The 24612-nt window shown below is 70.3% G+C and carries 22 protein-coding genes and 1 other RNA gene; 9 read left to right on the plus strand and 14 right to left on the minus strand.

What is annotated here, in order from left to right; translation table 11 throughout:
• Positions 1-65: 65 nt before the first annotated feature.
• The 9 genes from AC07O8_RS03415 to AC07O8_RS03455 form a co-directional block, all read right to left on the minus strand.
• Positions 66-1019 (minus strand): hypothetical protein, encoded by a 954-nt coding sequence (locus AC07O8_RS03415; protein WP_495046691.1) that lies wholly within the window; start codon positions 1017-1019, stop codon positions 66-68.
• Positions 1020-1321: 302 nt separating this feature from the next.
• Positions 1322-1801 carry a RidA family protein gene (locus tag AC07O8_RS03420; RefSeq protein ID WP_495046692.1) on the minus strand — a complete coding sequence of 160 codons (480 nt, stop codon included), beginning with the start codon at positions 1799-1801 and terminating at the stop codon, positions 1322-1324.
• 39 nt (positions 1802-1840) lie between these two features.
• A complete protein-coding gene (locus AC07O8_RS03425) occupies positions 1841-2527 on the minus strand; it encodes a YoaK family protein (protein ID WP_495046693.1) in 687 nt (228 codons plus the stop codon).
• Complete coding sequence (locus AC07O8_RS03430; protein WP_495046694.1) at positions 2524-2958, minus strand: DoxX family protein; 435 nt, start codon at positions 2956-2958, stop codon at positions 2524-2526. Before AC07O8_RS03430 ends, AC07O8_RS03425 begins: the two co-directional genes overlap by 4 nt.
• Before the next feature lie 31 nt (positions 2959-2989).
• Positions 2990-4888 (minus strand): amidohydrolase, encoded by a 1899-nt coding sequence (locus tag AC07O8_RS03435; RefSeq protein ID WP_495046695.1) that lies wholly within the window; start codon positions 4886-4888, stop codon positions 2990-2992.
• Positions 4881-5192: a XapX domain-containing protein gene (locus AC07O8_RS03440; protein ID WP_495046696.1), complete on the minus strand. Its 312-nt coding sequence runs from the start codon at positions 5190-5192 to the stop codon at positions 4881-4883. Before AC07O8_RS03440 ends, AC07O8_RS03435 begins: the two co-directional genes overlap by 8 nt.
• A 56-nt stretch (positions 5193-5248) precedes the next feature.
• Positions 5249-5902 carry a hydrolase gene (locus AC07O8_RS03445; protein WP_495046697.1) on the minus strand — a complete coding sequence of 218 codons (654 nt, stop codon included), beginning with the start codon at positions 5900-5902 and terminating at the stop codon, positions 5249-5251.
• Between the two features lie 85 nt (positions 5903-5987).
• A complete protein-coding gene (locus AC07O8_RS03450; RefSeq protein ID WP_495046698.1) occupies positions 5988-6971 on the minus strand; it encodes an alpha/beta fold hydrolase in 984 nt (327 codons plus the stop codon).
• A 175-nt stretch (positions 6972-7146) separates the two neighbouring features.
• On the minus strand, positions 7147-7779 hold the full coding sequence (locus tag AC07O8_RS03455; RefSeq protein ID WP_495046699.1) for a response regulator: 633 nt from the start codon (positions 7777-7779) through the stop codon (positions 7147-7149).
• Between the two features lie 186 nt (positions 7780-7965).
• Between AC07O8_RS03455 and AC07O8_RS03460 the strand changes: the two genes are divergently transcribed.
• From AC07O8_RS03460 to AC07O8_RS03475, 4 genes are all read left to right on the plus strand, one after another.
• Positions 7966-8823: a helix-turn-helix transcriptional regulator gene (locus AC07O8_RS03460; protein ID WP_495046700.1), complete on the plus strand. Its 858-nt coding sequence runs from the start codon at positions 7966-7968 to the stop codon at positions 8821-8823.
• A 7-nt stretch (positions 8824-8830) separates the two neighbouring features.
• Positions 8831-12100 (plus strand): sensor histidine kinase, encoded by a 3270-nt coding sequence (locus AC07O8_RS03465; protein ID WP_495046701.1) that lies wholly within the window; start codon positions 8831-8833, stop codon positions 12098-12100.
• A 77-nt stretch (positions 12101-12177) separates the two neighbouring features.
• Positions 12178-12639 carry a hypothetical protein gene (locus tag AC07O8_RS03470; protein WP_495046702.1) on the plus strand — a complete coding sequence of 154 codons (462 nt, stop codon included), beginning with the start codon at positions 12178-12180 and terminating at the stop codon, positions 12637-12639.
• Positions 12640-12695: 56 nt separating this feature from the next.
• Positions 12696-12770, plus strand: a non-coding RNA gene (locus tag AC07O8_RS03475) — sX9 sRNA.
• A 10-nt stretch (positions 12771-12780) separates the two neighbouring features.
• On the opposite strand, the gene AC07O8_RS03480 is transcribed toward AC07O8_RS03475, so the two are convergent.
• The 3 genes from AC07O8_RS03480 to mnmA all read right to left on the minus strand — a co-directional run bounded on the left by AC07O8_RS03480 (position 12781) and on the right by mnmA (position 16124).
• Positions 12781-13428 carry a response regulator transcription factor gene (locus tag AC07O8_RS03480; protein WP_331615724.1) on the minus strand — a complete coding sequence of 216 codons (648 nt, stop codon included), beginning with the start codon at positions 13426-13428 and terminating at the stop codon, positions 12781-12783.
• Between the two features lie 28 nt (positions 13429-13456).
• Positions 13457-14803, minus strand: coding sequence for a sensor histidine kinase (locus AC07O8_RS03485; RefSeq protein ID WP_495046703.1), 1347 nt, complete (start codon positions 14801-14803; stop codon positions 13457-13459).
• A 214-nt stretch (positions 14804-15017) separates the two neighbouring features.
• Positions 15018-16124, minus strand: a complete 1107-nt coding sequence (gene mnmA / locus AC07O8_RS03490) for a tRNA 2-thiouridine(34) synthase MnmA (protein ID WP_495046704.1) — start codon at positions 16122-16124, stop codon at positions 15018-15020.
• A gap of 139 nt (positions 16125-16263) precedes the next feature.
• Here mnmA and AC07O8_RS03495 point away from each other — a divergent pair, with 139 nt between their 5' ends.
• On the plus strand, positions 16264-17142 hold the full coding sequence (locus tag AC07O8_RS03495) for a response regulator (protein ID WP_495046705.1): 879 nt from the start codon (positions 16264-16266) through the stop codon (positions 17140-17142).
• 101 nt (positions 17143-17243) lie between these two features.
• Here the strand turns inward: AC07O8_RS03495 and AC07O8_RS03500 are convergent, their stop codons facing one another.
• Together AC07O8_RS03500 and AC07O8_RS03505 are read right to left on the minus strand one after the other, a co-directional pair.
• On the minus strand, positions 17244-17738 hold the full coding sequence (locus AC07O8_RS03500) for an NUDIX hydrolase (protein WP_495046706.1): 495 nt from the start codon (positions 17736-17738) through the stop codon (positions 17244-17246).
• Between the two features lie 135 nt (positions 17739-17873).
• On the minus strand, positions 17874-18413 hold the full coding sequence (locus AC07O8_RS03505; RefSeq protein WP_495046707.1) for a hypothetical protein: 540 nt from the start codon (positions 18411-18413) through the stop codon (positions 17874-17876).
• 232 nt (positions 18414-18645) lie between these two features.
• Between AC07O8_RS03505 and AC07O8_RS03510 the strand changes: the two genes are divergently transcribed.
• The 4 genes from AC07O8_RS03510 (at position 18646) to AC07O8_RS03525 (ending at position 24535) form a co-directional block, all read left to right on the plus strand.
• Positions 18646-19764, plus strand: a complete 1119-nt coding sequence (locus AC07O8_RS03510) for a Re/Si-specific NAD(P)(+) transhydrogenase subunit alpha (RefSeq protein ID WP_495046708.1) — start codon at positions 18646-18648, stop codon at positions 19762-19764.
• 19 nt (positions 19765-19783) lie between these two features.
• Positions 19784-20080, plus strand: coding sequence for an NAD(P) transhydrogenase subunit alpha part 2 (locus tag AC07O8_RS03515; protein ID WP_377159204.1), 297 nt, complete (start codon positions 19784-19786; stop codon positions 20078-20080).
• A 106-nt stretch (positions 20081-20186) separates the two neighbouring features.
• Positions 20187-21608, plus strand: a complete 1422-nt coding sequence (locus AC07O8_RS03520) for an NAD(P)(+) transhydrogenase (Re/Si-specific) subunit beta (protein ID WP_495046709.1) — start codon at positions 20187-20189, stop codon at positions 21606-21608.
• A gap of 167 nt (positions 21609-21775) precedes the next feature.
• Positions 21776-24535 (plus strand): hypothetical protein, encoded by a 2760-nt coding sequence (locus tag AC07O8_RS03525; protein ID WP_495046710.1) that lies wholly within the window; start codon positions 21776-21778, stop codon positions 24533-24535.
• Positions 24536-24612: the final 77 nt, after the last annotated feature.

Consider the following 24612-nt stretch of genomic DNA (forward strand, 5'->3'; position numbering starts at 1 on the left):
GGACCGCTGCGGATTACGCCACGGTCCCTCCCTCATGGGGACGCCGTGCGGCGTCCCTCACCACCTCAGAAGAAATAGCAGTTCGGCTGGATACGCGTGTTCGGGCAGAACACCTCGTCGACGTAGGTCCGCTTGTCCCACAGCGAGAAGTCGTAGCCGTTGAAGATCAGCGAGAACACCGGGTCGTTCGAGGTCGCGATGTGCGCGTAGCCGGTCGGGCCGTGGATGTAGTGCTTCGGGTCCCCGATCGTCATCGTCAGGTCGATGGACCAGAACGCGTTCGCGAGGTCCGCCTTGAAGCTCGGCCACAGGTCCGACCCGTTCACGACGAACAGGTTGTTGGGCAGGGTGTCCAGCCCCATCAGCTGCACCGGCGCCAGCTTGCTGACTTCGCCCAGCGCGTTGTAGGCCGCGCGCACGCCGTCGGCGATGGCCTGGTCGACGTAGTGGTCGACGACCGCATCCACCACGATGTTGACGAAGGGGATCCAGTCCAGGCTGGTGTCGCAGGTGTAGCTCGGCGTCACCGAGAAGTTCTCGACATTGGCGAAGGTGAACACGCCGGTGTACGGATCGATCGTGCCGTTGACGCGGGTCGACGAGTTGATCGTGGCCTGGACCGTGCAGCTCACCGAGATGCCGAGCTTGGACTGCTGCACGCGGACCGAGCCGGTCGCCTGCAGACCCCAGAACGAGGCGACGCCGTTCTTCAGCTGGAAGTAGACCGGCCCGTTGACGGTGGCCGACGCGCTGTTGGCGACGGCGCCGCTGACCGATTGCAAGGCGTCCTTGATCTTGGGCTGGATGCCCGACTTGATCTTGGCCATCACCGAGGCCTGCGCTTCGGCGATCGGCCGGTAGACGCTGCCGGCCTGAGCCTGATCGAAGCGCGTGTTGCGACCGTCGGGCAGGATCAGCGTGCCGCTGTAGATGTTGGTGCTGGCGAAGGCGGACAGCGAGGTCAGGCCGCTGAGGGCCATCGCGGCGATGACGCCGAATCGGGACAGAGTACGTGTCATGACAGAGAAGCTCCCTTGTTGAGTGGCCCAGCGACGGCCCCGTCCGGACACGTGGGCGTGGATCAAGCCGTGGGAGGACGCTCACGCCGCGACCGGACATGCGGCGGCCCAGCGAGGGTCGCGTCGCTTCATTCCTGTCTTGGTGGAGCCCTCCCCTGGGCTTGTCCGCGTTGTTGTCTGGTGTCGGACAGCGACGGCGCTTTCCGCGCCTGTCGCGGGGCCATGCTAGCGAGGGCCTTTCACGGCCTCGCGCAGTGGAAACCCTGCAAGGGAGTCGAGCGTTCGATCTGAAGCTCGTCGACTCACGCGCCCTTAACGACGCTGAGGGTCAGGTCCAGTTCGACGCTCGCGTTCTTGGGCAACGCGTAGACCCCGACCGAGGTCCGCACATGCGTGCCCGCCGGGCCCAGCACCTGCACCAGCAGCTCCGACGCGCCGTCGGCCACTTCGCTGAGCTGGGTAAAGTGCTCGGCGCACTGCGTGAACACGTTGAGGCGCAGGATCTGCTGCACCGCGTCCAGCGATCCGAGCGAGCGCTGCAGCAACACCAACGCGCGCATCGCGCAGATCTTCGCGGCGTGCTGGGCGCGGGCCAGGTCCACCTCGGTGCCGACACGGCCGGTGACCACGACGGTGTCCTTCACGCGCGGCACCTGGCCGCTCACGTAGACGGTATGGCCCTCGCGCATCAGCGGCTGGTAGTTGCCGCCGGCCTTGATCTCGCCGTCGAAGTCGTAGCCCAGTTGCTGGGCGGCCTGGGTGAGGGCCTGATCTCTGCTCATGGTGGTCTCGTCGAATGGGGTGGACCCATTCTCACGCGATCACCCCTTGTGATCCGACCTCACATCCATCACGACCAGACCGACAAGCATCACCAGCGGTAATAGCAGCGACCAGAACTTCCACCCTGCATACGCGAACGCTCCAGAGAGCGCCCCGACCGCGAACGCCAGCACCGGCCAGATGAAACGCTTCAGCCGGTCCCGCACCTCCGGCGCGGCCGCGCCGCGCAGCAGGTCGACGCAGTCGATCACCACCTGGGTGACGTTGCCGGTCATCACCGTCGTCGGCGTCAGCGCCGGCCAGGCCAGGCGTCCCGCCGCGTTCTGCACGGCCATAGCGGCCGTCATGAACAAGCCCGTGGCCATCGCCCACGGCGCCTCCGGCGCGAGCACCGCGCCCGCCGGCACGCTGCAGACCAGCGCCACCAGCAACAGCACCGTCTGCATCACCAGCAGCGGCCGGCTCGCCACGGTCTTCGTCCGCTCGCAGCGCAGCGCCACCAGGCGCGCGAGCGCCACCGCCACGATGAAGGTCGGGAACACCAGCAGCTTCAGCAGCACGCTGTTGGCGCTCGCGCGGCTCAGCTCCGCGCCGATCAGCACGAAGTTGCCCGTCACGTGCGCCGTGAACAGGCCGAACAGCGCGACGAACCCCACCGTGTCCACATACCCGCCGATGAATCCCAGCGCGAGGCTCGCCAGCAGCAGCTTCTTCGCGCCGGTCATGCCGCCCCCTTGCGCTCGAGCACCGCGATCCTCGCCGCCATCGCCAGCGCGCAGATCAACCCGAGGTGCTCGAAGAACGCGTTCTTCGCCATGAAGCGCGCCTGACCGTCGAGGGCCCAGAAGTTGTTGGCGACGAGCATCGCCACCAGCGTCAGCACGCCCAGCGCGCCGGCCGCCAGCCACACCTGGCGGTTGACGATCAGCAGCACCGCGCCGATCAGCTCGACCGCGATCGCCAGCACGGCCCACAACGCCGCCGGTTGCAGGCCGAAGTGCGCCTGCTCCGCGACCGCGCCGGAAAAGTCCATCGCCTTGTCGATGCCGCCGATGAGGTAGGCCGACGCCAGCCCCACCCGGAGCAGCCACCCGAAGGTGGGCCATTGGAGGATCCCCTCCACCCATCGCGGGGCGGCGGGGGAGGACGTCTTCATCGCTTGGAATTCGCTCATCACACCGTGCTCATCACACCGCCCAGCACGCGCAGCCCAGCGCGCCCCAGAAACCGCGCAGGTCCGAGGCCGGAATCTCCGATGCCCAGGCGTTCGCGTGCGCATGGCCGTGGACACCGCAGGCGGTGTCGCAGCACGCGACGCGTTGCATCGCCGCCTGCAGCGGCTTGCCTTCATGGCCCCAGGCGCCGTAACCGCCGAAGCGCCGCACCGGCGACCAGTCCGGCATCGCCGGTGGCGGGGCCGACTCGTCGAGCTCCGCGAACTCGCCCGCGCCCCACACCACCTTGCCGCCCACCAGGGTCAGCAGCGCGCTCGTGTCGGCGATCTCCGATTCGGGGCAGCCGAAGAAATCGCGGTCCGGCACGACCAGGTCGGCCAGCTGTCCCGCGGCGATCTGGCCCTTGTTGCCCTGTTCGTTGGAGAACCAGGTGACGTTCTCCGTCCACATCCGCAGCGCCGCCTCGCGGTCCAGGCAGTTGCGCTGCGGCGTGACCTGCAACCCGCCGACGGTCCGTCCCGTCACCAGCCACGACAGCGACACCCACGGGTTGTAGGAGGCCACCCGCGTCGCGTCGGTTCCCGCCGAGACCTTCATGCCCCGGCGCAGCATCTCGGCCACCGGCGGCGTCGCCTCGGCGGCGCGCGCACCGTAGCGCTCGACGAAGTACTCGCCCTGGTAAGCCATGCGGTGCTGCACCGCCACGCCGCCGCCCATCGCGGCGATCCGGTCCATCGAGCGCGTCGAGATCGTCTCCGCATGGTCGAAGAACCAGTTCAGCCCGTTGATCGGCGTGTCGCGATGGACCTTCTCGAAGACGTCCAGCGCCCGCGAGATCGTCTCGTCGTAGGTCGCATGCATGCGCCACGGCCAGCGGTTCTGGACCAGGATGCGCACGACCTCCTCGAGCTCGCCTTCCATCGCGTCGGGCATGTCCGGACGAGGTTGCCGGAAGTCCTCGAAGTCGGCGGCGGAGAACACCAGCATTTCCCCCGCGCCGTTGTGGCGGAAGTAGTCGTCGCCCTGCTTGTAGGTGACCGACTGCGCCCAATGGAGGAAGTCCTCCTTCTCCTGCCCCGCCTTCTGGGTGAAGAGGTTGTAGGCCAGCCGGATCGTCAGCTGTCCGGCGTCGGACAGCTTCTGGATGATCTGGTAATCCTCGGGATAGTTCTGGAAGCCGCCGCCGGCGTCGATCGCGCCGGTGACGCCGAGCCGGTTGAGCTCGCGCATGAAGTGGCGCGTGCTGTTGAGCTGATACTCGGGCGGCAGCTTCGGACCCTTGGCCAGCGTCGCGTAGAGGATGGACGCATTGGGCTTGGCCAGCAGCAGGCCCGTCGGGTTGCCCGGCGCGTCGCGCAGGATCTGGCCGCCCGGCGGTTCCGGCGTCTCGCGGGTGTAGCCCACGGCCCGCAGCGCGGCGCCGTTCAGCAGCGCGCGGTCGTAGAGATGCAGCAGGAAGACCGGCGTGTCCGGCGCAATCGCGTTCAACTCGTCGATCGTCGGCAACCGCTTCTCGGCGAACTGGTGCTCGGTGAAGCCGCCCACCACGCGCACCCACTGCGGCGCGGGCGTGATGTCGACCTGCGCCTTCAGCATGGCCATCGCGTCGGCCAGGCTGCGCACGCCGTCCCAGCGCAGCTCCATGTTGAAGTTGAGCCCGCCGCGGATGATGTGCAGGTGGTTGTCGATCAGGCCCGGCAGCACGCCGCGGCCCTTCAGGTCGATGCGACGCGTCGCGGCGCCGGCGAGCGCCAGGATCTCCGGGTTGGCGCCGACGGCCTGGAAGCGGCCGTCCTTGATGGCCACGGCCGTGGCGCTCGGTCGCGTGCGGTCCAGCGTCGTGAAGCGGCCGTTGAACAGCACCAGGTCGGGCGTGGCCGCGGACGCCGCCGTCGATTTCGTTTCAGACATCGTGGGTCTCCGTCGCCTTCGTCGGCGTGTGTGCCTGCGCCTGCGCCTGCGCCTGCGACTGGGCCTTCTCGCACCCGGGCATCTGCCCGAACATGTGCGGACGCACCTTCTGCTCGATCCAGCTCGCCTGGTGCGTGTCGCGCTGCAGCCATTGCCGCACCAGCGGCGGGATCTGCTCGCCGGCCAGGATACCCAGCAGGCCCACCAGCGCGATCACCGGCGGCGCCGGCGATCGCACGTTGAGCACGCCGTAGATCACCCCGACCAGCAACCCGACGGCGGCCGACAAAACATAAGCATTCATGAGGGCCGCCTTCCTGCGGGTGTGCCGATCCGAGGGGAAACGCCTGACGCGGGCGATCAGCCCTCGTGGGCGCCGAACATGGACTTGGCGTAATGGATGCCGATGCCGTACGAGCCGCCGACCTTCTTCGCGATGCCGGTGGTCAGCTCGTAGGTCTCGCCGCGCGCCCAGTCGCGCTGCAGCTCCAGCAGGTATTGCAGCGCCGTCATCGGCTGCGCGCCGGCCTGCACCATGCGCTCGACCGCGCGCTCATGCGCCTCGACCGAGACATCGCCGCAGGCGTCGGTGATCACGTAGACCTCGAAGCCCTGGTCGATCGCCGACAGCGCCGGACCGACGATGCACACGCTGGTCCACAGGCCGGCCAGCACGATGCGCGGCTTGCCGATGCGGTTGATCTCCTCGATCACCGCGGCGTCTTCCCAGGTGTTCATCGAGGTGCGGTCCAGCAGCTTCTGGCCGGGGAAGGGCGCGGTGATCTCCTCGAACATCGGGCCGGAGAAGCTCTTCTCCGCCACCGTGGTCAGGATGGTCGACACGCCGAAACCGGCGGCCGCCTGCGCCACCAGCGACGCATGGGTGCGCAGCTCGTTGGCGGAGATCGAGTGCGTGGCGAAGGCCATCTGCGATTGGAAATCGATCAGGACCAGCGTGTGGTCCTTCGGGTTCAGCAACTTGGCGCCGGGGGCGGCCTTGGCGATCGGGGTCATGGACATCTCCTTCAGGGGGTGGACGGCCGATCCGAGCCCGACGGCGACGGTGCCGTCGAGCGGTCGGGCGATCGGCCGGGAACGATCAGGACTTGGCGAAGGCCAGCAGGTCGGCGTTGAGCTGGTCCTTGGCGGTGACCGCCAGGCCGTGGGCGCCGCCCTTGTAGACCTTCAGCGTGGCCTTGGGCGCGAGCTTCACCGACAGCTCGGCGGCGTTGCCGATCGGCACGATCTGGTCGTCGTCGCCATGGATGATCAGCGTGGGCACGGTGATCTTCTTCAGGTCCTCGGTGAAGTCGGTTTCCGAGAACTGCTTGATGCAGTCGAACTGCGACTTCAGCGAGCCCTGCATGCCCTGCAGCCAGAAGCTGTCGCGCGCGCCTTGCGACACGACGGCGCCGGCGCGGTTGGCGCCGAAGAACGGCGTCGTCAGATCCTTGTAGAACTGCGAGCGGTCCTTCTGGACGCCGGCGCGGATGCCGTCGAAGACTTCCTTGGGCAGGCCGTTCGGGTAGGCGGCGGACTTCATCATCGTCGGCGGCACGGCGCCCACCAGCACGACCTTGGCCACGCGCTTGGTGCCGTGGCGGCCGACGTAGCGGGTGACCTCGCCGCCGCCGGTCGAATGGCCGACCAGGACGGCGTTCTTGACGTCCAGCTTGTCGAGCACCGCGGCCAGGTCGTCGGCGTAGGTGTCCATGTCGTTGCCGTTCCAGCTCTGGCTGGAGCGGCCGTGGCCGCGGCGGTCGTGCGCGATCACGCGGAAGCCGTTCTGGCCCAGGAACAGCATCTGGTCTTCCCAGGCGTCGCTGCTCAGCGGCCAGCCGTGCGAGAAGACGACCGGTTGGCCGCTGCCCCAGTCCTTGTAGAAGATCTGGGTACCGTCCTTGGTGGTGACGTAGCTCATGGGGGCTCCTGGCAGGGTGTGTGTGGGTGAAGAAGCGGAAGAGGCCGCAGCCTCGGCGCCGTCGGCCAGCGCGAGCGGCAGCGCCGCGGCGAGCGCGAGCTGGCCGCCCAGCGCGAGCACGTCGCGACGGGTGAGGTCAGTGGGGAGAAGGGGGGGCGTCATCGAGGGTCTCCGGGGAATGACCCATCGTAGGAAGGGCCTCCCGGCGCAGCCAGCCGCCGATGGTGCAGCCCATGCTCTCCCGTAGGAGGCAGGCCGGTGTGACGCCCCGTTGCAATCGGGGTCCGGAGGGACTACGGACGCATCACAGCCGCATCACAGCCGCGTCACAGCCGCGTCACAGCCGCAAGAGGCCGCGCTTGAGCGCGAGCACGACGGCATGCGTGCGATCGCGCGCGTCGAGCTTGGACAGGATGGTCTTGACCCGCGCCTTGATGGTGTCCTCGGACAGCGAGAGCAGGCCGCCGATCTCGCGGTTGCTGCGGCCTTGCGCGATGTGCTCGAGCACGTCGAGCTCGCGGCCGGAGAGCTGTTCCTGGCCGGCGTGGGCGGCGATCTCCTGCGCGACCTCGTTGGGGATCCAGCGATGGCCGCGGTGCACGGCGCGGATCGCGTCCAGCAGCTCGGTGCGCAGCTGCGTCTTCAGCAGGTAGCCGCTGGCGCCCAGCTTCAGCGCCTGCCAGGCCTGGCCATCGGACTTGAAGGTCGTCAGCACGATCACCCGCGCGGCGGGGCTCAGCGCGCGCAGCCGCGCCAGCGCCTCCAGCCCGTCCATGCCCGGCATCTGGATGTCCATCAGCGTGACGTCGGGCCGCAGCCGCTCGAAGGCCTGCAGGCCCTGCCAGCCGTTGTCGGCCTCGCCCACCGGCGTCATGTCCGGCTGCTCGCCCAGCACCGCGGCGATGCCCTCCCGCATCAGCGGGTGGTCGTCGACCGTCAGGACGCGGATGGGATCGGACGGTGGCACCATGGCGGCGATCATAGGGGCGACCCCCGCCGGACGTCCCCGTTCCAGGGGGCCGATACCCTTTCGGGTAAACGTTGTCGACTCGACCGGGGCTATCGCGGTGCAACATCGCTTCCGATGATCGGCGCAGTCTCTGAGGGGAGCGCTTTCAGGCGCCCTTCACCGCCCTTCAACGCCCGGGAGCCGTCCATGTCCCTGATCGAGCGCCTCCATGCCATCCCGGACGCCGTCCTCGACGCGATCGTCCTTCACCGCAATCCGCTGCTGCGCGCCGGCATCGCCGCCGCGCTGTCGCCGTTCTTCCGCGCCCACGACGCCGGGGAGGACGCCGGCCTGATCGCAGAGTCCGGCGTGCTGCCGACACTCGTCGCCGGACCGTCCGGCCGCGCGGATCCGATCCGGCTGGTCGTCGCCGATCACGAGGGCGCCCTGCAGGCGCTGGCGGGCCTGCCGCGGCGCACGACCCTCGGCCGGCACGGCGCGAACGGCAGCCACGGCACGAACGGCATCCACGGCAGCCAAGGCGGGACCGGCAGTCCTGCCGGCGGCGGCCTGCCCGGGCCGCATTGGCTGGTCGTCAGTCCTGTGGCGCACGGCGGCCGGGTCCGTCAGGCGATGGCCGCGGGCGTGCTGGGCTATGTGCACGCCGCCTGCGCGCTCGAGGAGTTGCGCGATGCCGCGCGCGCCGTCGCCGCCGGTCGGCGCTACCTGTGCCGCACGGCGGCCGGCGCGGTCGCCGAGGGCTGGCTCGGTGACGACCTCACGCCGCGCGAACGCGACGTGCTGCGCATGCTGTGCCTGGGCCTGGACAACAAGTCGATCGGCCTGCGGCTGGGGGTCGCGGCCGGCACGGTCAAGACGCATGTGAAGACGCTGCTGCAGAAGCTGGGCGCACGCAGCCGCACGCAGGCCGCCACCGAGGCGCTGCGGCGGGGGCTGCTCGACGACGAGCCGCTGATCGACGATCCGTTCCCGCACCCGGTGCGCGCCGCGGCGCGCGCGTCGGCGCAGGGGCTCTACGGGCTCCGTCCGCTGCCTGCCGCGTGAGCCCGGCGTGACCAGGCGGCGGATCGGACTGATCCTCGCGGTGGCGGCGTGCCTGCTCGGCGCCGGCCTCGCACCGGCGCGTGCGGCGGAGGAAGGCCTGACGGGCTTCTCGCACCGCTCCTGGACCGTCCGCGACGGCGCGCCGCCGGACGTCTGGACCCTGGACGGCGGGCGCGAGGGCGTGCTGTGGCTCGGCACCGGCATGGGCCTGTACCGCTTCGACGGCCTGCGCTTCGAGCGCTACCGGCCCGGTGATCCCTCGCTGCCGGCGCTCAACATCAACGCGCTGCTGGTCGACGACGACCGCACCCTGTGGCTGGGCCTGTTCGATGGCGGCGTCGTGCAATTGCGCGAGGGCCGCGTGGTCCGTCACGGCGCGGCGCAAGGGCTGCCGGGCGGCCGCGTGCTCAGGCTGGTGCGCGCGTCGGGCGCGCTGTGGGCCGCGACGGGCAAAGGGCTCGCCCGCTTCGACGGCCAGCACTGGTCGCGCGTCGGCGAGCAGCAGGGCTATCCGGAGCCAAGCGCCGAATACCTGTTCCGCGATCGCCAAGGGACCTTGTGGGTCAGTTCCGGCGAGCGGCTCTATCGCCTCGCGGCGGGCGCCGACCGTTTCGACTACACCGGCGTGCCGACGGGCCGCACCGCCGTGATGACGCAGGACGGGCAGGACCGGCTCTGGCTGGCGGATGGCCGCGGCGGCGTGCGGCCGCTGGGACTGCCAGGATCCTGGCGTTCCTGGGCGGCCTTGCCGGAGACGGCGCCGATGCCCGGGCCGGTGCGCGCCGACGATCTCGCCGCGGCGCCGTTCTCGCCCAGCGTGGTGTCCTCGCGCGACGGCCAGGCGGTCACGCTGGTCAAGCAGATGCTGTTCGCCAGCGACGGCGGGTTGTGGGTGACGGTGAACGGGCGCGGCGTGTTCCGCACGGACGCGGCGGAGACGGCCCGACTGCCGGCGGGCGAGCAGCTGGATTGGACGCGTGGGCAGTGGTTCACCGTCGCCGACGGGCTGGGATCGTCGATCACCGTGCCGCTGCTGGAGAGCGACGACGGCGAGATCTGGGTCGGCACCAACGTCGGCGTGAGCAGCCTGCGCCAGCACCGCATGCAGCGCGTCACGCGGCTCGAGGACGCGGCGTCCACCGGCTTCAGCGTGCAGCCGGACGGCACCGGCGTGCTGCTGTCGAGCTCCTCCGCGAGCTGGCGCGTCGACCCGCCCGGCGGCCCCGTGCGCGAGAACGGCGTCGATCCCCGCCCGCTGTTGCGGCGACCGGCCACGCAGGCGCTGCGGGCGACCGACGGCTCGCTCTGGCTGTGGGACAACGAGGCGCTCTGGCGTTCGCCGCCGGCCGGGCGCTGGGAGCGCTGGAACCTGCCGCTGCCGGCGGGGTCGCGGGTCGCCGCGGAGGGCATGGCCGCCGACCCGACGGGCGGGCTGTGGCTCTCGCTGCGCGAGACCGGCGTGTTCCACGCGACGCGCGCGGGCCTCGAGCGCGTGAAGGACGCGGAACTGGACGGCGCCCCGCCCGGGGCGCTGGCGGTCGATGCGGACGGCGCGGTCTGGTTCGGCCACGACGGCGTGCTCACCGGCATCGACGACCGCGGCCGGCGCCTGCGCTTCGGTCCGGCGCAAGGGCTGCGCACCGGCCGCATCCTCACGGTGATCAACACCCGTCACGGGCTGATCGTCGCCGGCGAGAACGGCGTCGCCCTCGGGCGGGACGGCCGTTTCGCGACCATCACCCTCGATCGCGACCCGGCGTTCGGGCGGGTGTCCGGCGTGGTCGAATCCTTCGACGGCGACCTCTGGCTCAACGGCGCACGGGGCCTCGTGCGCCTGGCCGCGGCGGAGGTGCCGGCGCTGTTCGACGAGTCGGCCCATCCGTTGAGCTACCAGCTGCTCGACGCCGCCGACGGCCTGCCGGGCATCGCGCGGCAGGCGTCGGCCACACCGACCGCCGTGCGCGACGCCCGCGGCCGCTTGTGGTTCGTGACCAACCTGGGCGTGGTCTGGCTCGATCCGGCACGGACCCCGCGCAGCGCGCGCGAGGTCGGCGTGGACGTGCAGGCCTTGATGGCCGGCGGGCAGAACTACCCGGCGGCGCAAGGTCTGCAGTTGCCCCAGGGCACGCATGCGCTGACGCTGCGTTACGCCGCCCGCGTGCTGAGCAAGGCGGAACAGGTCCGTTACCGCTTCCGGCTGGTCGGGGTCGATGCCGACTGGCGCGACGCCGGCACGCAGCGCGAGGCGACCTACGCCAACCTCGGCCCGGGCGACTATCGCTTCGAGGTGCTCGCCTCGAATCCCGACGGCCTTTGGAGCCGTCAGCCGACGGTGCTGGCCTTCCGCATCGTGCCGATGCTCCACCAGCAGCCGGTGTTCCGCTGGGCGGCGGCGTTGGCGCTCATCCTGGCGGTCTGGGGCGGGTACCGGCTGCGGGTCCGGTCCTTGCAGGCAAGGCTGCGCCAGCGCCTGGCCGACCGCCACCGCGAGCGGGAACGCATCGCGCGCGACCTGCACGACACCCTCCTGCAGGGCTTCCAGGGCCTGCTGCTGGGACTGGACGCGAGCGTGCGGCGCGTCGCCGACGCGGCGCTGCGCCACAAGATGGAGCGCGACCTGACGCGCGCGGAGGTCCTGCTGGCCGAAGGGCGCGATCGCGTCGGACAGCTCCGCCAGCGCATCGACGACGAGGACGCCGCGGATCGCGGGGACGACGGAGGCAGCGACTTCGACGGCGACGCGCGCGACGATGCCAGTCGTGGCGAGGGCGGCGGTGAGCGCGGAGGTGGGGGCGCAGGTGCGGCCGGAGGTGCGGGCCGGGACGGCGCCGCCTGGATCGACCGCCTGTCGCGTGCCGGGCAGGACCTGGTCCGTCCGCCGGGCCAGTTCCGGATGCGGGTGAGCGGGACGCCGCGCGCGCTGCCGGCGCCGGTGGAGGACGAGCTGCTGCTGATCGCGCGCGAGGGCCTGACCAATGCCGACCGCCACGCGCGGGCGACCGAGGTGACGCTGGAGCTGGACTACCGGGCCGACGCCGTCACGCTGACCGTGCGCGACAACGGCATCGGGCTCGCGCCGGACTGGGCGAGCCGTCCGGCGCGCGGCGTGCGTTTCGGCATGTGCGGGATGCGCGAGCGGGCGCGGCTCGTCGACGCGGGCTTCACGGTCCACAGCGTGCCGGGCGCCGGCACCGAACTGGTGCTGCGCGTGGCCGACGCGCGACACGCGGGCTGGCTGGACCGCTGGCGGCAGGCGCGTTCGCCTGTCTCCCCGTGAAGTCCCGGGGGGCCAGGGCAAACCCCGCTCCCTAGAATCCCCGCCGTCGAAGTCCGACGCTTGACGAGGGATGAGAGATGAAGAAGTTCGCCGCGCTGTCCGCGCTTTGCCTGTCCTTGACCGCCGCGCTGCCGGCCTTCGCCGATCCGGCGCCGGTGCCCGACACCGCGCAGGCGCAATCGCTGCGCGACGCCGTCCGCGCCGACCGCAAGGGCGTGGTCCTGAAGGCCTTGGCCCTGGACGAGGCGCAGAGCAAGAAATTCGTCCCGGTCTACGAGGCCTATGAGCGTGAGCTCGCCTCGCTGAACCGCCAGTTCACCCGCATGTCGGTGGAGTACGTGCAGATCGGCGAGAAGCCGACCAACGCGCAGTCGAAGTACTTCTCGCGCGGCTACCTGGGGTATGTCGACGCCGAGCAGAAGCTCTACAAGAAGTACCACCCGCGCGTCGTCAAGGCGATCGGCGAAGTGGGCGCCGCCCGCTTCCTGTCGGTGGAGCGCCGCATCCGCGCCCTCCAGGACTACGACCTCTGGATCTGAGAGCAGGGGCTACTGCGCGAACGCCATGCGTCGTTGGTCGGATGCTCGGAATCCTCACGTACAGGAAGTACGTTCCGGTTCCTCCGCTCCGCCCGCCTAGCCTGACGTCCGCTCGCTACGCCCCGAGAGACCGAGCCGGATTCAGATCCAGCCGAGATCGATCGCGCGCAGGACTGCCTGCGTGCGGTCCCTGACGCCCATCTTCGCGAACACCGCGGAGCAGTGGTTCTTGATGACGCCCTCGCTGTTGCCCAGCAGCGCGGCGATCTCGGTGTTGCTGCGTCCGCTGGCGACCAGACGCAGCACCTGAAGTTCCTTCGGGCTGAGCGACTCGGGCTCGGGCGTCGCCGCGAAGGCGCGCTCCACCGGCGCGCGTTCCATGCGCTCGGTCAGCAGCGGCCGCAGCGCGGTCGATCCGCCGACCACGTCGCGCAGCGCCTGCACCAGCGTGTCCGGGCTGATCGCCTTCAGCAGGAAACCCCGCGCCCCGGCCCGCACCGCCTCGTCGAAGGCGGCCGTGTCGTCGAAGGTCGTCAGCAGCACCACCGGGATCTTCAGCGCCCGCGACGCCAGCGCCCGGATCAGCCCGATCCCGTCCAGCCGCGGCATGCGCATGTCCGACAGGATCACGTCCGGCTGCTCGCGCGCCAGCAGCTCCAGCGCCTCCGCCCCGTCCGACGCCTCGCCGATCAGGCGGATGTCGTCGTGCAGCGCCAGCAGGCCCTTCAGCCCCTCGCGCACCAGTTGCTGGTCTTCCACCAGCAGCAGCTTGATCGTGGTATCGCTCATGTCGTCTCCTTCCTGGCGCCGGCCCGCTTCAGGCGCGCCGCGGGCAGTTCAATTCGATCAGGAATCCGGGGTGATGCCGCAGCACCTGCATCGTCCCGCCCAATTCGGCCATGCGCTCCTGCATGCCCTTGAGGCCGTTGCCCTCGCGCAGCTTGCGCGTGCCCCGGCCATTGTCGTCAACCCGCACCCGGACCTGCGAGGCCGCCGAGGGCAACCGGGTCCGCGCGCGTTCTCCCTGCGCTGACGCCGGCGCGGACGCCGGTGCCGCGACGTCGGCGCGGTCCACCGCCTCCACTCCCACGGCCTCCACCGCCTCCAGCGTGACGCGCACGTGCGTCGCGCCGGCATGCCGCACCGCGTTGGTCACCGCCTCCTGCACGCAGCGCAGCAGCGCATGCGCGCAGCGCGGCGTCAGGTCTTGCGCGACCGGGTCCAGCGCCAGCTCGATCTGGGTGCTGGCGATGCCGTCCGCCAGCGTGCGCAGCGCCGCCTCGAGGTTGATGCGCTGGCTTTCGCGCTCCCGCGAGACGGCCGCCCGGACCTCCGCCAGCAGCCCGGCGGCGCCGAGTCTGGCCTTCTCCACCGCCTGCGCCGCGCCCGGCTCGTCGTGGCGCTGCAGCAGCGCCTCGCTGAGCTGCAGGTGCAGGTTGAGCGCCGTCAGGTGGTGGCCCATCACGTCGTGCAGCTCGCGCGCCATGTGCAGGCGCTCGGCGTAACGCAGCTGCTCGATCTGCAGGCGTTCGCCGGATTGCTTCTCGGCCAGCATCGCCTGGAACCAGCGCCGGCGTTCGCCCTCGGCGGCGGCCAGCCGGCCCAGGCCGAAGGCCATCCCGTGCAGCGCCACCATGGACATCGACAGGCCCACGCTGTTCAGCCACCAGGGCATGTCGGGCTGGATCTGCTCCAGCCGCTGGGCCTCGCTGGGCAGCAGCCAGTAGAGCGCGACGTTGATGACGACCTGCGCCAACGCGAAATTGAAGGCGCGCCGCACGTTGAGCAGCAGCGCCGCCAGCACGGTGACCAGGAAGGGCAGTCCGGGCGTCACCAGCAGCGCCAGGACGTCGAGCAGCACCAGCCGCGACAAGGCGTTGCGCGGCGGCAGGTCCAGGTGCTGCTGGCGCGCCAGCCGCCAGAAGTGCCAGGCGAACACCATGACCAGCGCGAGGCAGGTCAGGACGAAGGGTGCGTCGTGCGTGGTGCCGCCGGTGCGGCGGTAGAGGCTGGCCAGGACGCCGTCGTAGGGCTCCGTCTGGTTCCCCATCAGGCCCCAGATGGCCGAACCCAGTTCCAGCAGGCAGATCGCCAGGGCGGCAATGCGCAGCACGAAGGCGGGCTGGGCGATGCGGGCGAGCAGACGATCGAGGGGGCGATCCAAGGGAGGCATCCGGAAGGGCCGAGGCGACAGACACGGCGACAGGCTGCCAGCGTGCCACAGGCGACGTCCGGCAGGGAAGGTGCGCATTGTCATGGGACACCCGCGGGGCGGTTCCGCCCATGCGACGAGTGCCCCGAATCGCCGGATGAGTTGCGGGCCGCGCTGCCCGGGGCGGCGCCTGCGGGAGGGCCCGGGGTGGTGCCTTCGCGAGCGCCTAGGCGATCGCCTCGGCGATCACGCCGCCGCCCAGGCAGACGTCCCCGTCGTAGAGCACCGCGCTCTGGCCCGGCGTCACCGCCCACTGCGCCTGCGGGAAGTCCAGGCGGATGCTGCCCTCGCCGGGCGTCAGCGCGCAGGCGGCGTCGGCCTGCCGGTAACGGGTCTTGGCGCCGAAGCCGCCGAAGCCCGGCGCCCGGTCCGTCCAGCTCAGGTCCTGCGCGACCAGGCCGCGGCTCTGCAGCAGCGGGTGGTCATGGCCCTGCACGACGACCAGCGTGTTGCTGTCCAGGTCCTTGCGGGCGACGAACCACGGCGCGTGCTCGCCGCCGCCGCGCGGCGCGCCCTTCTCCTTGACGCCGCCGATGCCCAGGCCCTGGCGCTGGCCCAGCGTGTAGAACGACAGGCCGACGTGCTCGCCCACCTTGCGGCCGCGGTCGTCCTTGATCGGGCCCGGCTTGTGGGAGAGATAGCGGTTGAGGAACTCGCGGAACGGGCGCTCGCCGATGAAGCAGATGCCGGTCGAGTCCTTCTTCTTGGCGTTGGGCAGGCCGATCTCCTCGGCGATGCGGCGCACCTCGGTCTTGGGCAGGTCGCCGACCGGGAACATCGTCTTGCGCAGCTGCGCCTGGTCGAGCCGGTGCAGGAAGTAGCTCTGGTCCTTCAGCGGATCCAGCCCCTTCAGGAGCTGCACGCGGCCGTCCACCTCGCGGACGCGGGCGTAGTGCCCGGTGGCGATCTTCTCCGCGCCCAGGCGCATCGCGTGGTCGAGGAAGGCCTTGAACTTGATCTCGGCGTTGCACAGCACGTCCGGGTTGGGCGTGCGGCCGGCCTGGTACTCGCGCAGGAACTCGGCGAAGACGCGGTCCTTGTACTCGGCGGCGAAGTTGACGTGCTCGATCTCGATGCCGATGACGTCCGCCACCGCCGCCGCATCGACGAAGTCGATGTTGGAGGAGCAGTACGCGCTGTCGTCGTCGTCTTCCCAGTTCTTCATGAAGATGCCGACGACCTCGTGGCCCGCCTGCTTCAGCAGCCAGGCCGTCACGGCGGAATCAACGCCGCCGGACAGGCCGACGACGATGCGTTGCTTCTTGGGATTCATGGGGCGGCATTGTCCCTCGGCCGGATGTGAGGGATGGCTCACAAGGGTATGCGCCAAAGCCGACAGGCGCTCGCGGCGACGCCGACTGCTGCGCCGCCGCGCGGGGGCAGACACTGGATGAAACAGGGAGGACAGCCACATGAACATCGTCATCGTCGACGGGTCCCTCACGGCAAGGGCGCAATGGCGGGCGCTGCTGGCGCGGGAGCGCCAGATGCACGTGGTGGGGGAGGCGGGCTGCGAGCAGTCCGCGATCGAGACCATCACGCAGTGTCAGCCCGACGTGGTGCTGATGGACCTGGCGCTGCAGCCGGGCAGCGGATTGCGGGTGCTGCGGGCGATCCGGCAACTGGGCATCGGCGCCCGGGTGATGGTGCTGACCCACGCCTGCTACGAGGAGACGCGGCGCGCCTGCGCGGAGCACGGCCTCTCGGGCTTTTTCGACAAGGCCAGCCAGACCGACGAGGCGCTGGCGCTGCTGCGCGGCTGGCTCGCGCCGCTGCAGGCGGACGAACATGAACGCCAGGCCGCCGTGGACGGGCTGGACGTGCCCTCGCGCGCGCATGCGGCCTTCGACGAACTCGCCGATCTGGCCTGCGACATCAGCGGCGGCGCGATGGCGGCCGTGGGACTGGTCGACGGCGGGCAGCTGCGGCTGATCGGCACCTCGGGCCTGCAGTTGCGGCAGATGCCGCGCGCCCGGGGGCTGTGCACGCACCTGATGCATCACGGCAGCCTGCAGGAAGTGCCCGACACCTGGCACGACCAGCGGTTCGTCGATCATCCGCTGGTCCAGGGCGCGCCCTACGTGCGCTTCTATGCGTCGGTGCCGCTGTTGCTGTCGACCGGCGAGCTCGTCGGCAGCCTGTGCGTGATGGACCGCCTGCCGCGGCGCCTGCGCGACCGGCAGCGCGAATCGCTGACGACCCTGGCGCGCTGCACCGTCAACGAGCTCGAAGCCTGCCGGCGTCAGCCGCGCCACAGCGCGCAGGCGATGAGCGCCGCCATGACCCTCTGAACCCGCGGGCGGGCCGTTCAGAACGGCCTGCTCAATGCGGCCTGCTCAGTGCGGCCTGCTTGATGGGATCTGCTCCGTGCGGCCTGCTCAGTGGCGCCTGCTCAATGCGGCCAGGCCCGCGGCGCGTAGAGCGACGGATGACCGCTCACGGCCTCGATCGGCAACCGGCGGCCGGCCGCGTGATCCTCGATGCACTGCAGGATCAGCGGGCTGCGATGGCGGTCCTGGCTGGCGCGGATCTCGTCCAGCGTCAGCCACAGCGTGCGCTGGATGGGCTCGTCGAACGGGCGGCCCGGGATCTGCTCGCCGACACGGCCGGTGAAGGCCAGCCGGACGTAGGTGATGTCGTCGTTGCGGTCGGGACGTAGGAAGCGCGACATGTAGACGCCGAGGAAGGCGTCCGGCGTGAACGGCCGGGCGGTTTCCTCGAGGACTTCGCGGACGACGGCGTCGATCGCGGACTCCGCCTGCTCCAGGTGGCCGGCGGGGTTGTTGAGCAGCAGGCCGTCGCGGGTGAGTTCCTCGACCAGCAGGTAGCGGCCGTCCTGTTCGATCACGGCGGCGACGGTGACGCTGGGCTTGAATCGTTCGGTCATTGGTCCTTCCTGGAAGGGCGGCTCGCGCCGCGGCGCCAATGCCGGGAGCGGCCACCTCGATGGGTGCGGGCCGCATTGTGAACGCCGAAAATGAAAAACCCCGGCAAGCCGGGGTCTTGTCATCGGGACAAGGGATCAGCGACGACCGCGGTCGTGGTCGTGGTCGTCGCGGTCGCGATCGGGACCCCGTCCGTGGTCATGGTCGGGACCCCGGCCATGGTCCCGGTCCGGTCCGCGGTCCGGGCCGCGATCGGGTCCCCGGTCAGGGCCGCGGCCGTGACCGTGGTCGTCGCGCCAGTCGCGGCGGCCGTCCGGACGCCAGCGGTACTCGGTGTGCTCGCGCCGGTATTGCGGCGCGTAGACGTCGCGGTACCAGGTCTCGCGGACGAAGTACACCGGACGGCCGCAGGCGTTGTAGCGCCCGCAGTAACGCGCCCAGTTCTTCTGGTGGCCCGGGGGCACCATCAGGTAGACCGCAGGCTCCGGCGAGGGGACGCGCTGGACCAGCACCGGCCGTTCGTACACGACCTGCGGCCGGACGTTGCCGATGTCGATCTGCCCGTAGAAGCCCGGCTCGCCGATGCTCACGGAAACGCCCACGTCGGCCGCCCGGGACACCATCGGCACCAGGGCCGCCATCGCCAACGCACTGCTGAGAACAATCTTCTTGATCATGGTTTGACTCCTTTCGGGGGTCATTGAACGCCTCCATTTAACGCCGCTTTCACCCGGTCGGACGACCGCTGTTCACCACTCGAAACAGCATTGCCCGCACGTTGCTTTCCAGTTGCCTGCCGGTTGCCGACGTGCACCTCCCTGGTGAAAACCCCTGTCGCGGGCGAGCCTCGCCCAGGGCGGTCGCCCGGTTAAGCTCGCCCGGACCCTGAATCGGACGGAGGACCTCCAGATGCTGATCGGTGTGCCGCTGGAAACCGCGGCGGGAGAGACGCGCGTCGCCGCGACGCCGGAAACCGTCAAGAAGCTCGTCGCGCAGGGCCATGCGCTGCGCGTGGAGCAAGGCGCGGGCCTGAACGCCAGCGCCACCGACGAGGCCTTCGCCGCGGCGGGGGCGGAGATCGTCGGCCGGGAAGCCGCCTTCGGCGCCGACCTGGTGTTGAAGGTCCGGTCGCCGGATCCGGGCGAGCTCGCGCTGTTCAAGCCGGGCGCGGTCCTCGTCGGGATGCTCAATCCGTTCGACCGCGAGGGCCTGGAACGGCTGGCCGGCGCCCGCCTCACCGCCTTCGCGCTGGAGGCGGCGCCGCGCACCTCCCGCGCGCAGAGCATGGACGTGCTGTCCAGCCAGGCCAACATCGCCGGCTACAAGGCGGTGATGCTGGGCGCCTTCCACTACCAGCGCCTGTTCCCGATGCTGATGACCGCCGCCGGCACGATCAAGGCCGCTCGGGTCGTCGTACTGGGCGTCGGCGTCGCGGGCCTGCAGGCGATCGCCACGGCCAAGCGGCTCGGCGCGGTGATCGAGGCCTCGGACGTGCGGCCCGCCGTGAAGGAGCAGGTCGAGTCGCTGGGCGCCAAGTTCATCGACGTGCCTTACGAGACCGACGAGGAACGCGAGGCCGCCGTGGGCGTCGGTGGGTACGCCCGTCCGATGCCGCCGAGCTGGCTGCAGCGCCAGCAGGTCGAGGTCGCCAAGCGCGTCGCGCAGGCGGATGTCGTGATCACCACCGCGCTGATCCCCGGCCGTCCGGCACCGGTGCTGGTCACCGAGGAGATGGTCCGGGCGATGAAACCCGGTTCCGTGATCGTCGACATCGCCGCGCCCGCCGGCGGCAACTGCCCGTTGACCGAGCCTGGCCGGACCGTGCGCAAGCACGGCGTCACGCTGGTCGGCGAGACCAACCTGCCCGCGCTGGTCGCGGCGGACTCGTCCTCGTTGTATGCGCGCAATCTGCTGGACTTCCTGAAGCTGGTGCTGACGAAGGAGGGCGGCTTCGCGCTGCCCGCCGACGACGACATCGTGACCGCCTGCCTCGTCGCGCACGAGGGCCAGGTGCTGCGCAAGGCCTGACCCCGAAGGAGCTCTCCGCATGGACGCCGTCTCCCCGACCCTCATCAACCTGACGATCTTCGTGCTGGCCATTTACGTCGGCTACCACGTGGTCTGGACCGTCACGCCCGCGCTGCACACGCCGCTGATGGCCGTGACCAACGCGATCTCCGCCATCGTCATCGTCGGCGCGATGCTCGCCGCCGCGCTCACCGAGACCACGCTCGGCAAGGGTCTGGGCACCTTCGCCGTCGCGCTCGCGGCGGTCAACGTCTTCGGCGGCTTCCTCGTCACGCGACGGATGCTGGAGATGTTCAAGAAGAAGGAACGCAAGTGACCCACCGCCGCATCGAAGCGGACCGGGCCGAGCGCCGGGCCGTTCCCAAGCCGGCCCGGATTCCCTCGGGGGATCGGGCGATGTACCCATCGACCGAGGGGCCCACATGTCGATGAATCTCGTCACCCTGCTGTATCTGATCGCGAGCGTCTGCTTCATCCAGGCGCTGAAAGGCCTGTCGCATCCGACGACCTCCATCCGCGGCAACCTCTTCGGCATGGTCGGCATGACCATCGCCGTGCTCACGACCGGCGCGCTGATCCTCAAGCTGGCCGGCGGACAGACGCTCGGCCTGGGCTACGTGCTCGGCGGCCTGGTGATCGGCGGCGGCATCGGCGCGGTCATGGCGCAGCGCGTCGAGATGACCAAGATGCCGGAGCTGGTGGCCTTCATGCACAGCATGATCGGCCTGGCGGCCGTGTGCATCGCCGGCGCCGCGGTCGTGGAGCCGCACGCCTTCGCCATCGCGCCGCGCGGCGAGCCGATTCCCGGCGGCAACCGCATCGAGCTCGCGCTGGGCTGCTTCATTGGCGCGGTGACCTTCTCCGGCTCCGTGATCGCCTTCGGCAAGCTCAGCGGCAAGTACAGGTTCCGGCTGTTCCAGGGCGCGCCGGTCACCTTCGCCGGCCAGCACTGGCTGAACGCGATCCTCGGCCTGGCCGCGGCCTTCTTCCTCTTCGGCTTCTGGCATTCGCAGAGCGCGATGGACTTCCTCCTCGTCGCGCTGCTGGGCTTCACGCTCGGCGTGCTGCTGATCATCCCGATCGGCGGCGCCGACATGCCGGTGGTCGTGTCCATGCTCAACAGCTACTCCGGCTGGGCGGCGGCGGGCATCGGCTTCTCGCTCAACAACAGCATGCTGATCATCGCGGGATCGCTGGTGGGCAGCTCGGGCGCGATCCTGAGCTACATCATGTGCAAGGCGATGAACCGCTCGTTCTTCAACGTGATCCTGGGCGGCTTCGGCGCCGAGGCCGGCGCCGCGGCCGTCACCACGCAGCAGCGCAACGTGAAGAGCGGCAGCGCCGACGACGCCGCCTTCATCCTGGGCAATGCCGAGAGCGTCATCATCGTCCCCGGCTACGGCCTGGCGGTGGCGCGCGCGCAGCACGCGGTGAAGGAGCTCGCGCAGAAGCTGATCGACAAGGGCGTGACGGTCCGCTACGCGATCCACCCGGTCGCCGGCCGCATGCCGGGTCACATGAACGTGCTGCTCGCCGAGGCCGAGGTCCCGTACGACCAGGTGCACGAGATGGAGGACATCAACGCCGAGTTCGGCCAGACCGATGTCGCGATCATCCTCGGCGCCAACGACGTGGTGAACCCGGCCGCGCTGCAGAAGGGCAGCCCGATCTTCGGCATGCCCATCCTCGAGGCGTACAAGGCGCGCACCATCATCGTCAACAAGCGGTCGATGGCGGCCGGCTACGCGGGCCTGGACAACGAACTCTTCTACATGGACAAGACCATGATGGTCTTCGGTGACGCGAAGAAGGTGGTCGAGGACATGCTCAAGGCGGTCGAGTGACCCATTGGCGGGGCGGTCAGCGCGCGTCTGCGGTCAGCTTCCACCACTATCGGTAGATGGTCTACCGACTTGGGTCGGAGGCGACAGCAAGAATCGCAAGTCGAGGTTGATGCGGCCGGCGGCTGACATGAACAGACTGCGGGCTCCCTCCGCTTCTGCAGTCCATGATGTCCGCCACCCAAGAACCGATGCCGGGCGCACGTGCGCCGCTGACCCCGACAGACACCCCCGCCCCCCGTCCGCACAAGCCTCGTCCGCGCCGCGACGGAGATGAGCGCGTCGACGAGGTCCCGGCGGTGTCCGCCGACGCCCCGCCGGACTCCACCGCGGGTGAGACCACCGCTGCTGGCGGCTCGGCCACTCCGGACGCGGGCACATCGCCGGACGTCGACACCAGCGCCGCTGCCGCTTCCACCGCTTCTGCCGCTACGGCGGCTGACGCGGTCGGGGCGCCTGAGGCGCTGCAGGCCGATGTCCACGCCCATGACAACCGCTACGGCGCGCTGTTGGCGGCGGGTCTCGGCGTGCTCGGCATCGGTGGCGCGGCCAGCCACTCCGGCAATCCGCCGCCGATCGCGGCCATCGATCCGCCGAAACCCGATCAGCCCAAATCGGACCCGCCGGGGTCGGAGCAGAAGCCGGATCCTGGGACCTCGAAGCCGACGGACCCGGATCAACCCGCGCCCGATCAACCCAAGCCCGATCAGCCAAAACCCGATCAGCCGACGCCCGATCAGCCACAACAGCCCGACCCCGGCAAACCCGACCCTGGCAACCCTGACCCCGGCAAACCCGACCCTGGCAACCCTGACCCCGGCAAACCCGACCCCGGCAAGCCTGACCCCGGCAAACCCGACCCCGGCAAGCCTGACCCTGGCAAGCCTGATCCTGGCAAGTCCGACCCTGATCCCACCTCGCCGGGAGATCCGGATCCGAAGCCGCCTGCGCATGTGCCCGCCGCGCCGCGATTGGCGCTGGCGGACGACACCGGACGCAGCGATCACGACCTGGTCACCGCCTCGGGCGCGGTGGCCGTCTCCGGCCTGGAGGCGGGCGCCACGCTCGCCCTCAGCCTCGACGGGGGCAAGACCTGGACATCGCGCGGCGGCGACGCGCTCCTGCCGGACGCGCTGTTCACCGCCGACGGGGCCCAGCATCTGGAGGTCAAGCAGATCGACGCGACCGGCAACGAAGGCACGATCGCGGACCTGTCCTTCGTGCTCGACCGGAAGGCGCCCGATGCGCCGAGCTGGACGATGCCGGTCGACAAGCCGGCGCTGGGCGCGGCCGACGTCATCACGCTCCAGGGCGTCGAAGCGGACGCGCTTGTCGAATATCGAACGGATGCGGCGGCGCCGTGGCTCATCGCGCCAGACGGACAGATTCCGGCCACGCGCTTCCAGCGCGACGGCGCCACGCACATCGAGGTGCGCCAGACCGACGTGGCCGGGAATGTGAGCGCGACGTCGACGCTGGTCGCGACCGTCGACCTCACCGCGCCCGCGGCTCCGACCTTGTCGCTCCAGAAGGACACCGGCCTCAGCGATCACGACCTGATCACCTCCTCGGGATCGGTGAACGTCTCGGGGCTGGAGGCGGGCGGCACGCTGGCGTTCAGCCTCGACGGTGGCAAGACCTGGACGCCCCGCGGCGGTGACGCATTGCTGCCGGACTCGCTGTTCAGCACCGACGGCGCCCAGCAGCTGCAAGTCAAGCAGATCGATGCCAGCGGCAACGAAAGCGCCGCCGCAACGCTGTCCTTCGTGCTGGACCGCAGCGCGCCCGCCGCGTTGCACTGGACGATGCCGGCCGACAAGCCGGCGCTGGGTCTGGCCGACATCATCACGGTGCCGGGCGCCGAGCAGGGCGCGCGCGTCGAGTTCCAGCTGGAGAATCTCCCGCTGTCGCCGTGGTTCGTCGCCAATGACGGCCAGATCCCGAGGTCCATGTTCCATGGGGATGGAACCCCGTACATCGCCGTGCGTCAGATCGATGTGGCCGGGAACGTGAGTCCGGTGACGATGCTGTCGGCCAGGCTCGACCTCACCCCGCCCGAGGCGCCCACGCTCGGGTTGCTCAACGACACCGGCGCCAGCAGCACCGACGGCATCACCTCGTCAGGCAGTGTCCGTGTGGGCGGGCTGGAGCCCGGCGCCAAGCTGCTGGTGAGCACGAATGGCAACGACTGGAACGAGTGGGCGGCCGGCACGACGGTGGTCAACGTCGATGCGCTGTTGCCGGGTCCCGCGACCGTGCAAGTCAAGCAGGTCGATACCGCCGGCAACGCCAGCGAGGCGGCGACGCTGACGTTCACGCTGGACCAGGAGGCACTGATCCCCAGGTGGGCCTCCTCCAGCACACAGCGGCAGTCGGGTGCCGGCGTGCCGGACGAGGTGACCCTCAATGCCCAGGACGATCTCACGATCAGCCTTCACAGCGCCGGCGCCCGTGCTCAGGACACCCTGTCCTATCGCATCGATGGCGGCGCATGGCGGGATGCGCCCGGCGACGGACGACTCGCCACGAGCCTCTTCGGATCCGACGGCAAGCATGTGCTGGACCTGCGTGAAACCGACCTTGCCGGCAACGTCGGCCTGAGGAAGGTCCAGTTGACGCTGGACACCACGCCGCCATCCGCACCCGTGCTCTCCTTGTTGCAGGACGACGGCGTGAGTGCGACCGACGGGGTGACCTCCAACCCCGTCGTGGTCGTGGGTGGCCGTCAGCCCGGCGATACCTTCAAGTACCGCATCAACGGGGGCGACTGGATCGTCGGCCAGAACGTGCAGGGCGGCCTGGTCGAAGAGTTGTTCGGAAGCCCCGACGGCACCTACACGGTCCAGGTCAGCCTGATCGATGCCGCCGGCAACGTGGGTCCGTCCAGCCCATTGACCTTGCAGTACCAGCATGCCGGCGCCGTGATCTGACCTGTCCCGCCCCCTAGGTCCGAGGTGTCACGCGGACGCTCGATGACCTAGCATCTGCCGCGGCCGGCCTCTCGCGG

This window comes from Roseateles sp. GW821-FHT09G09, assembly GCF_059415965.1.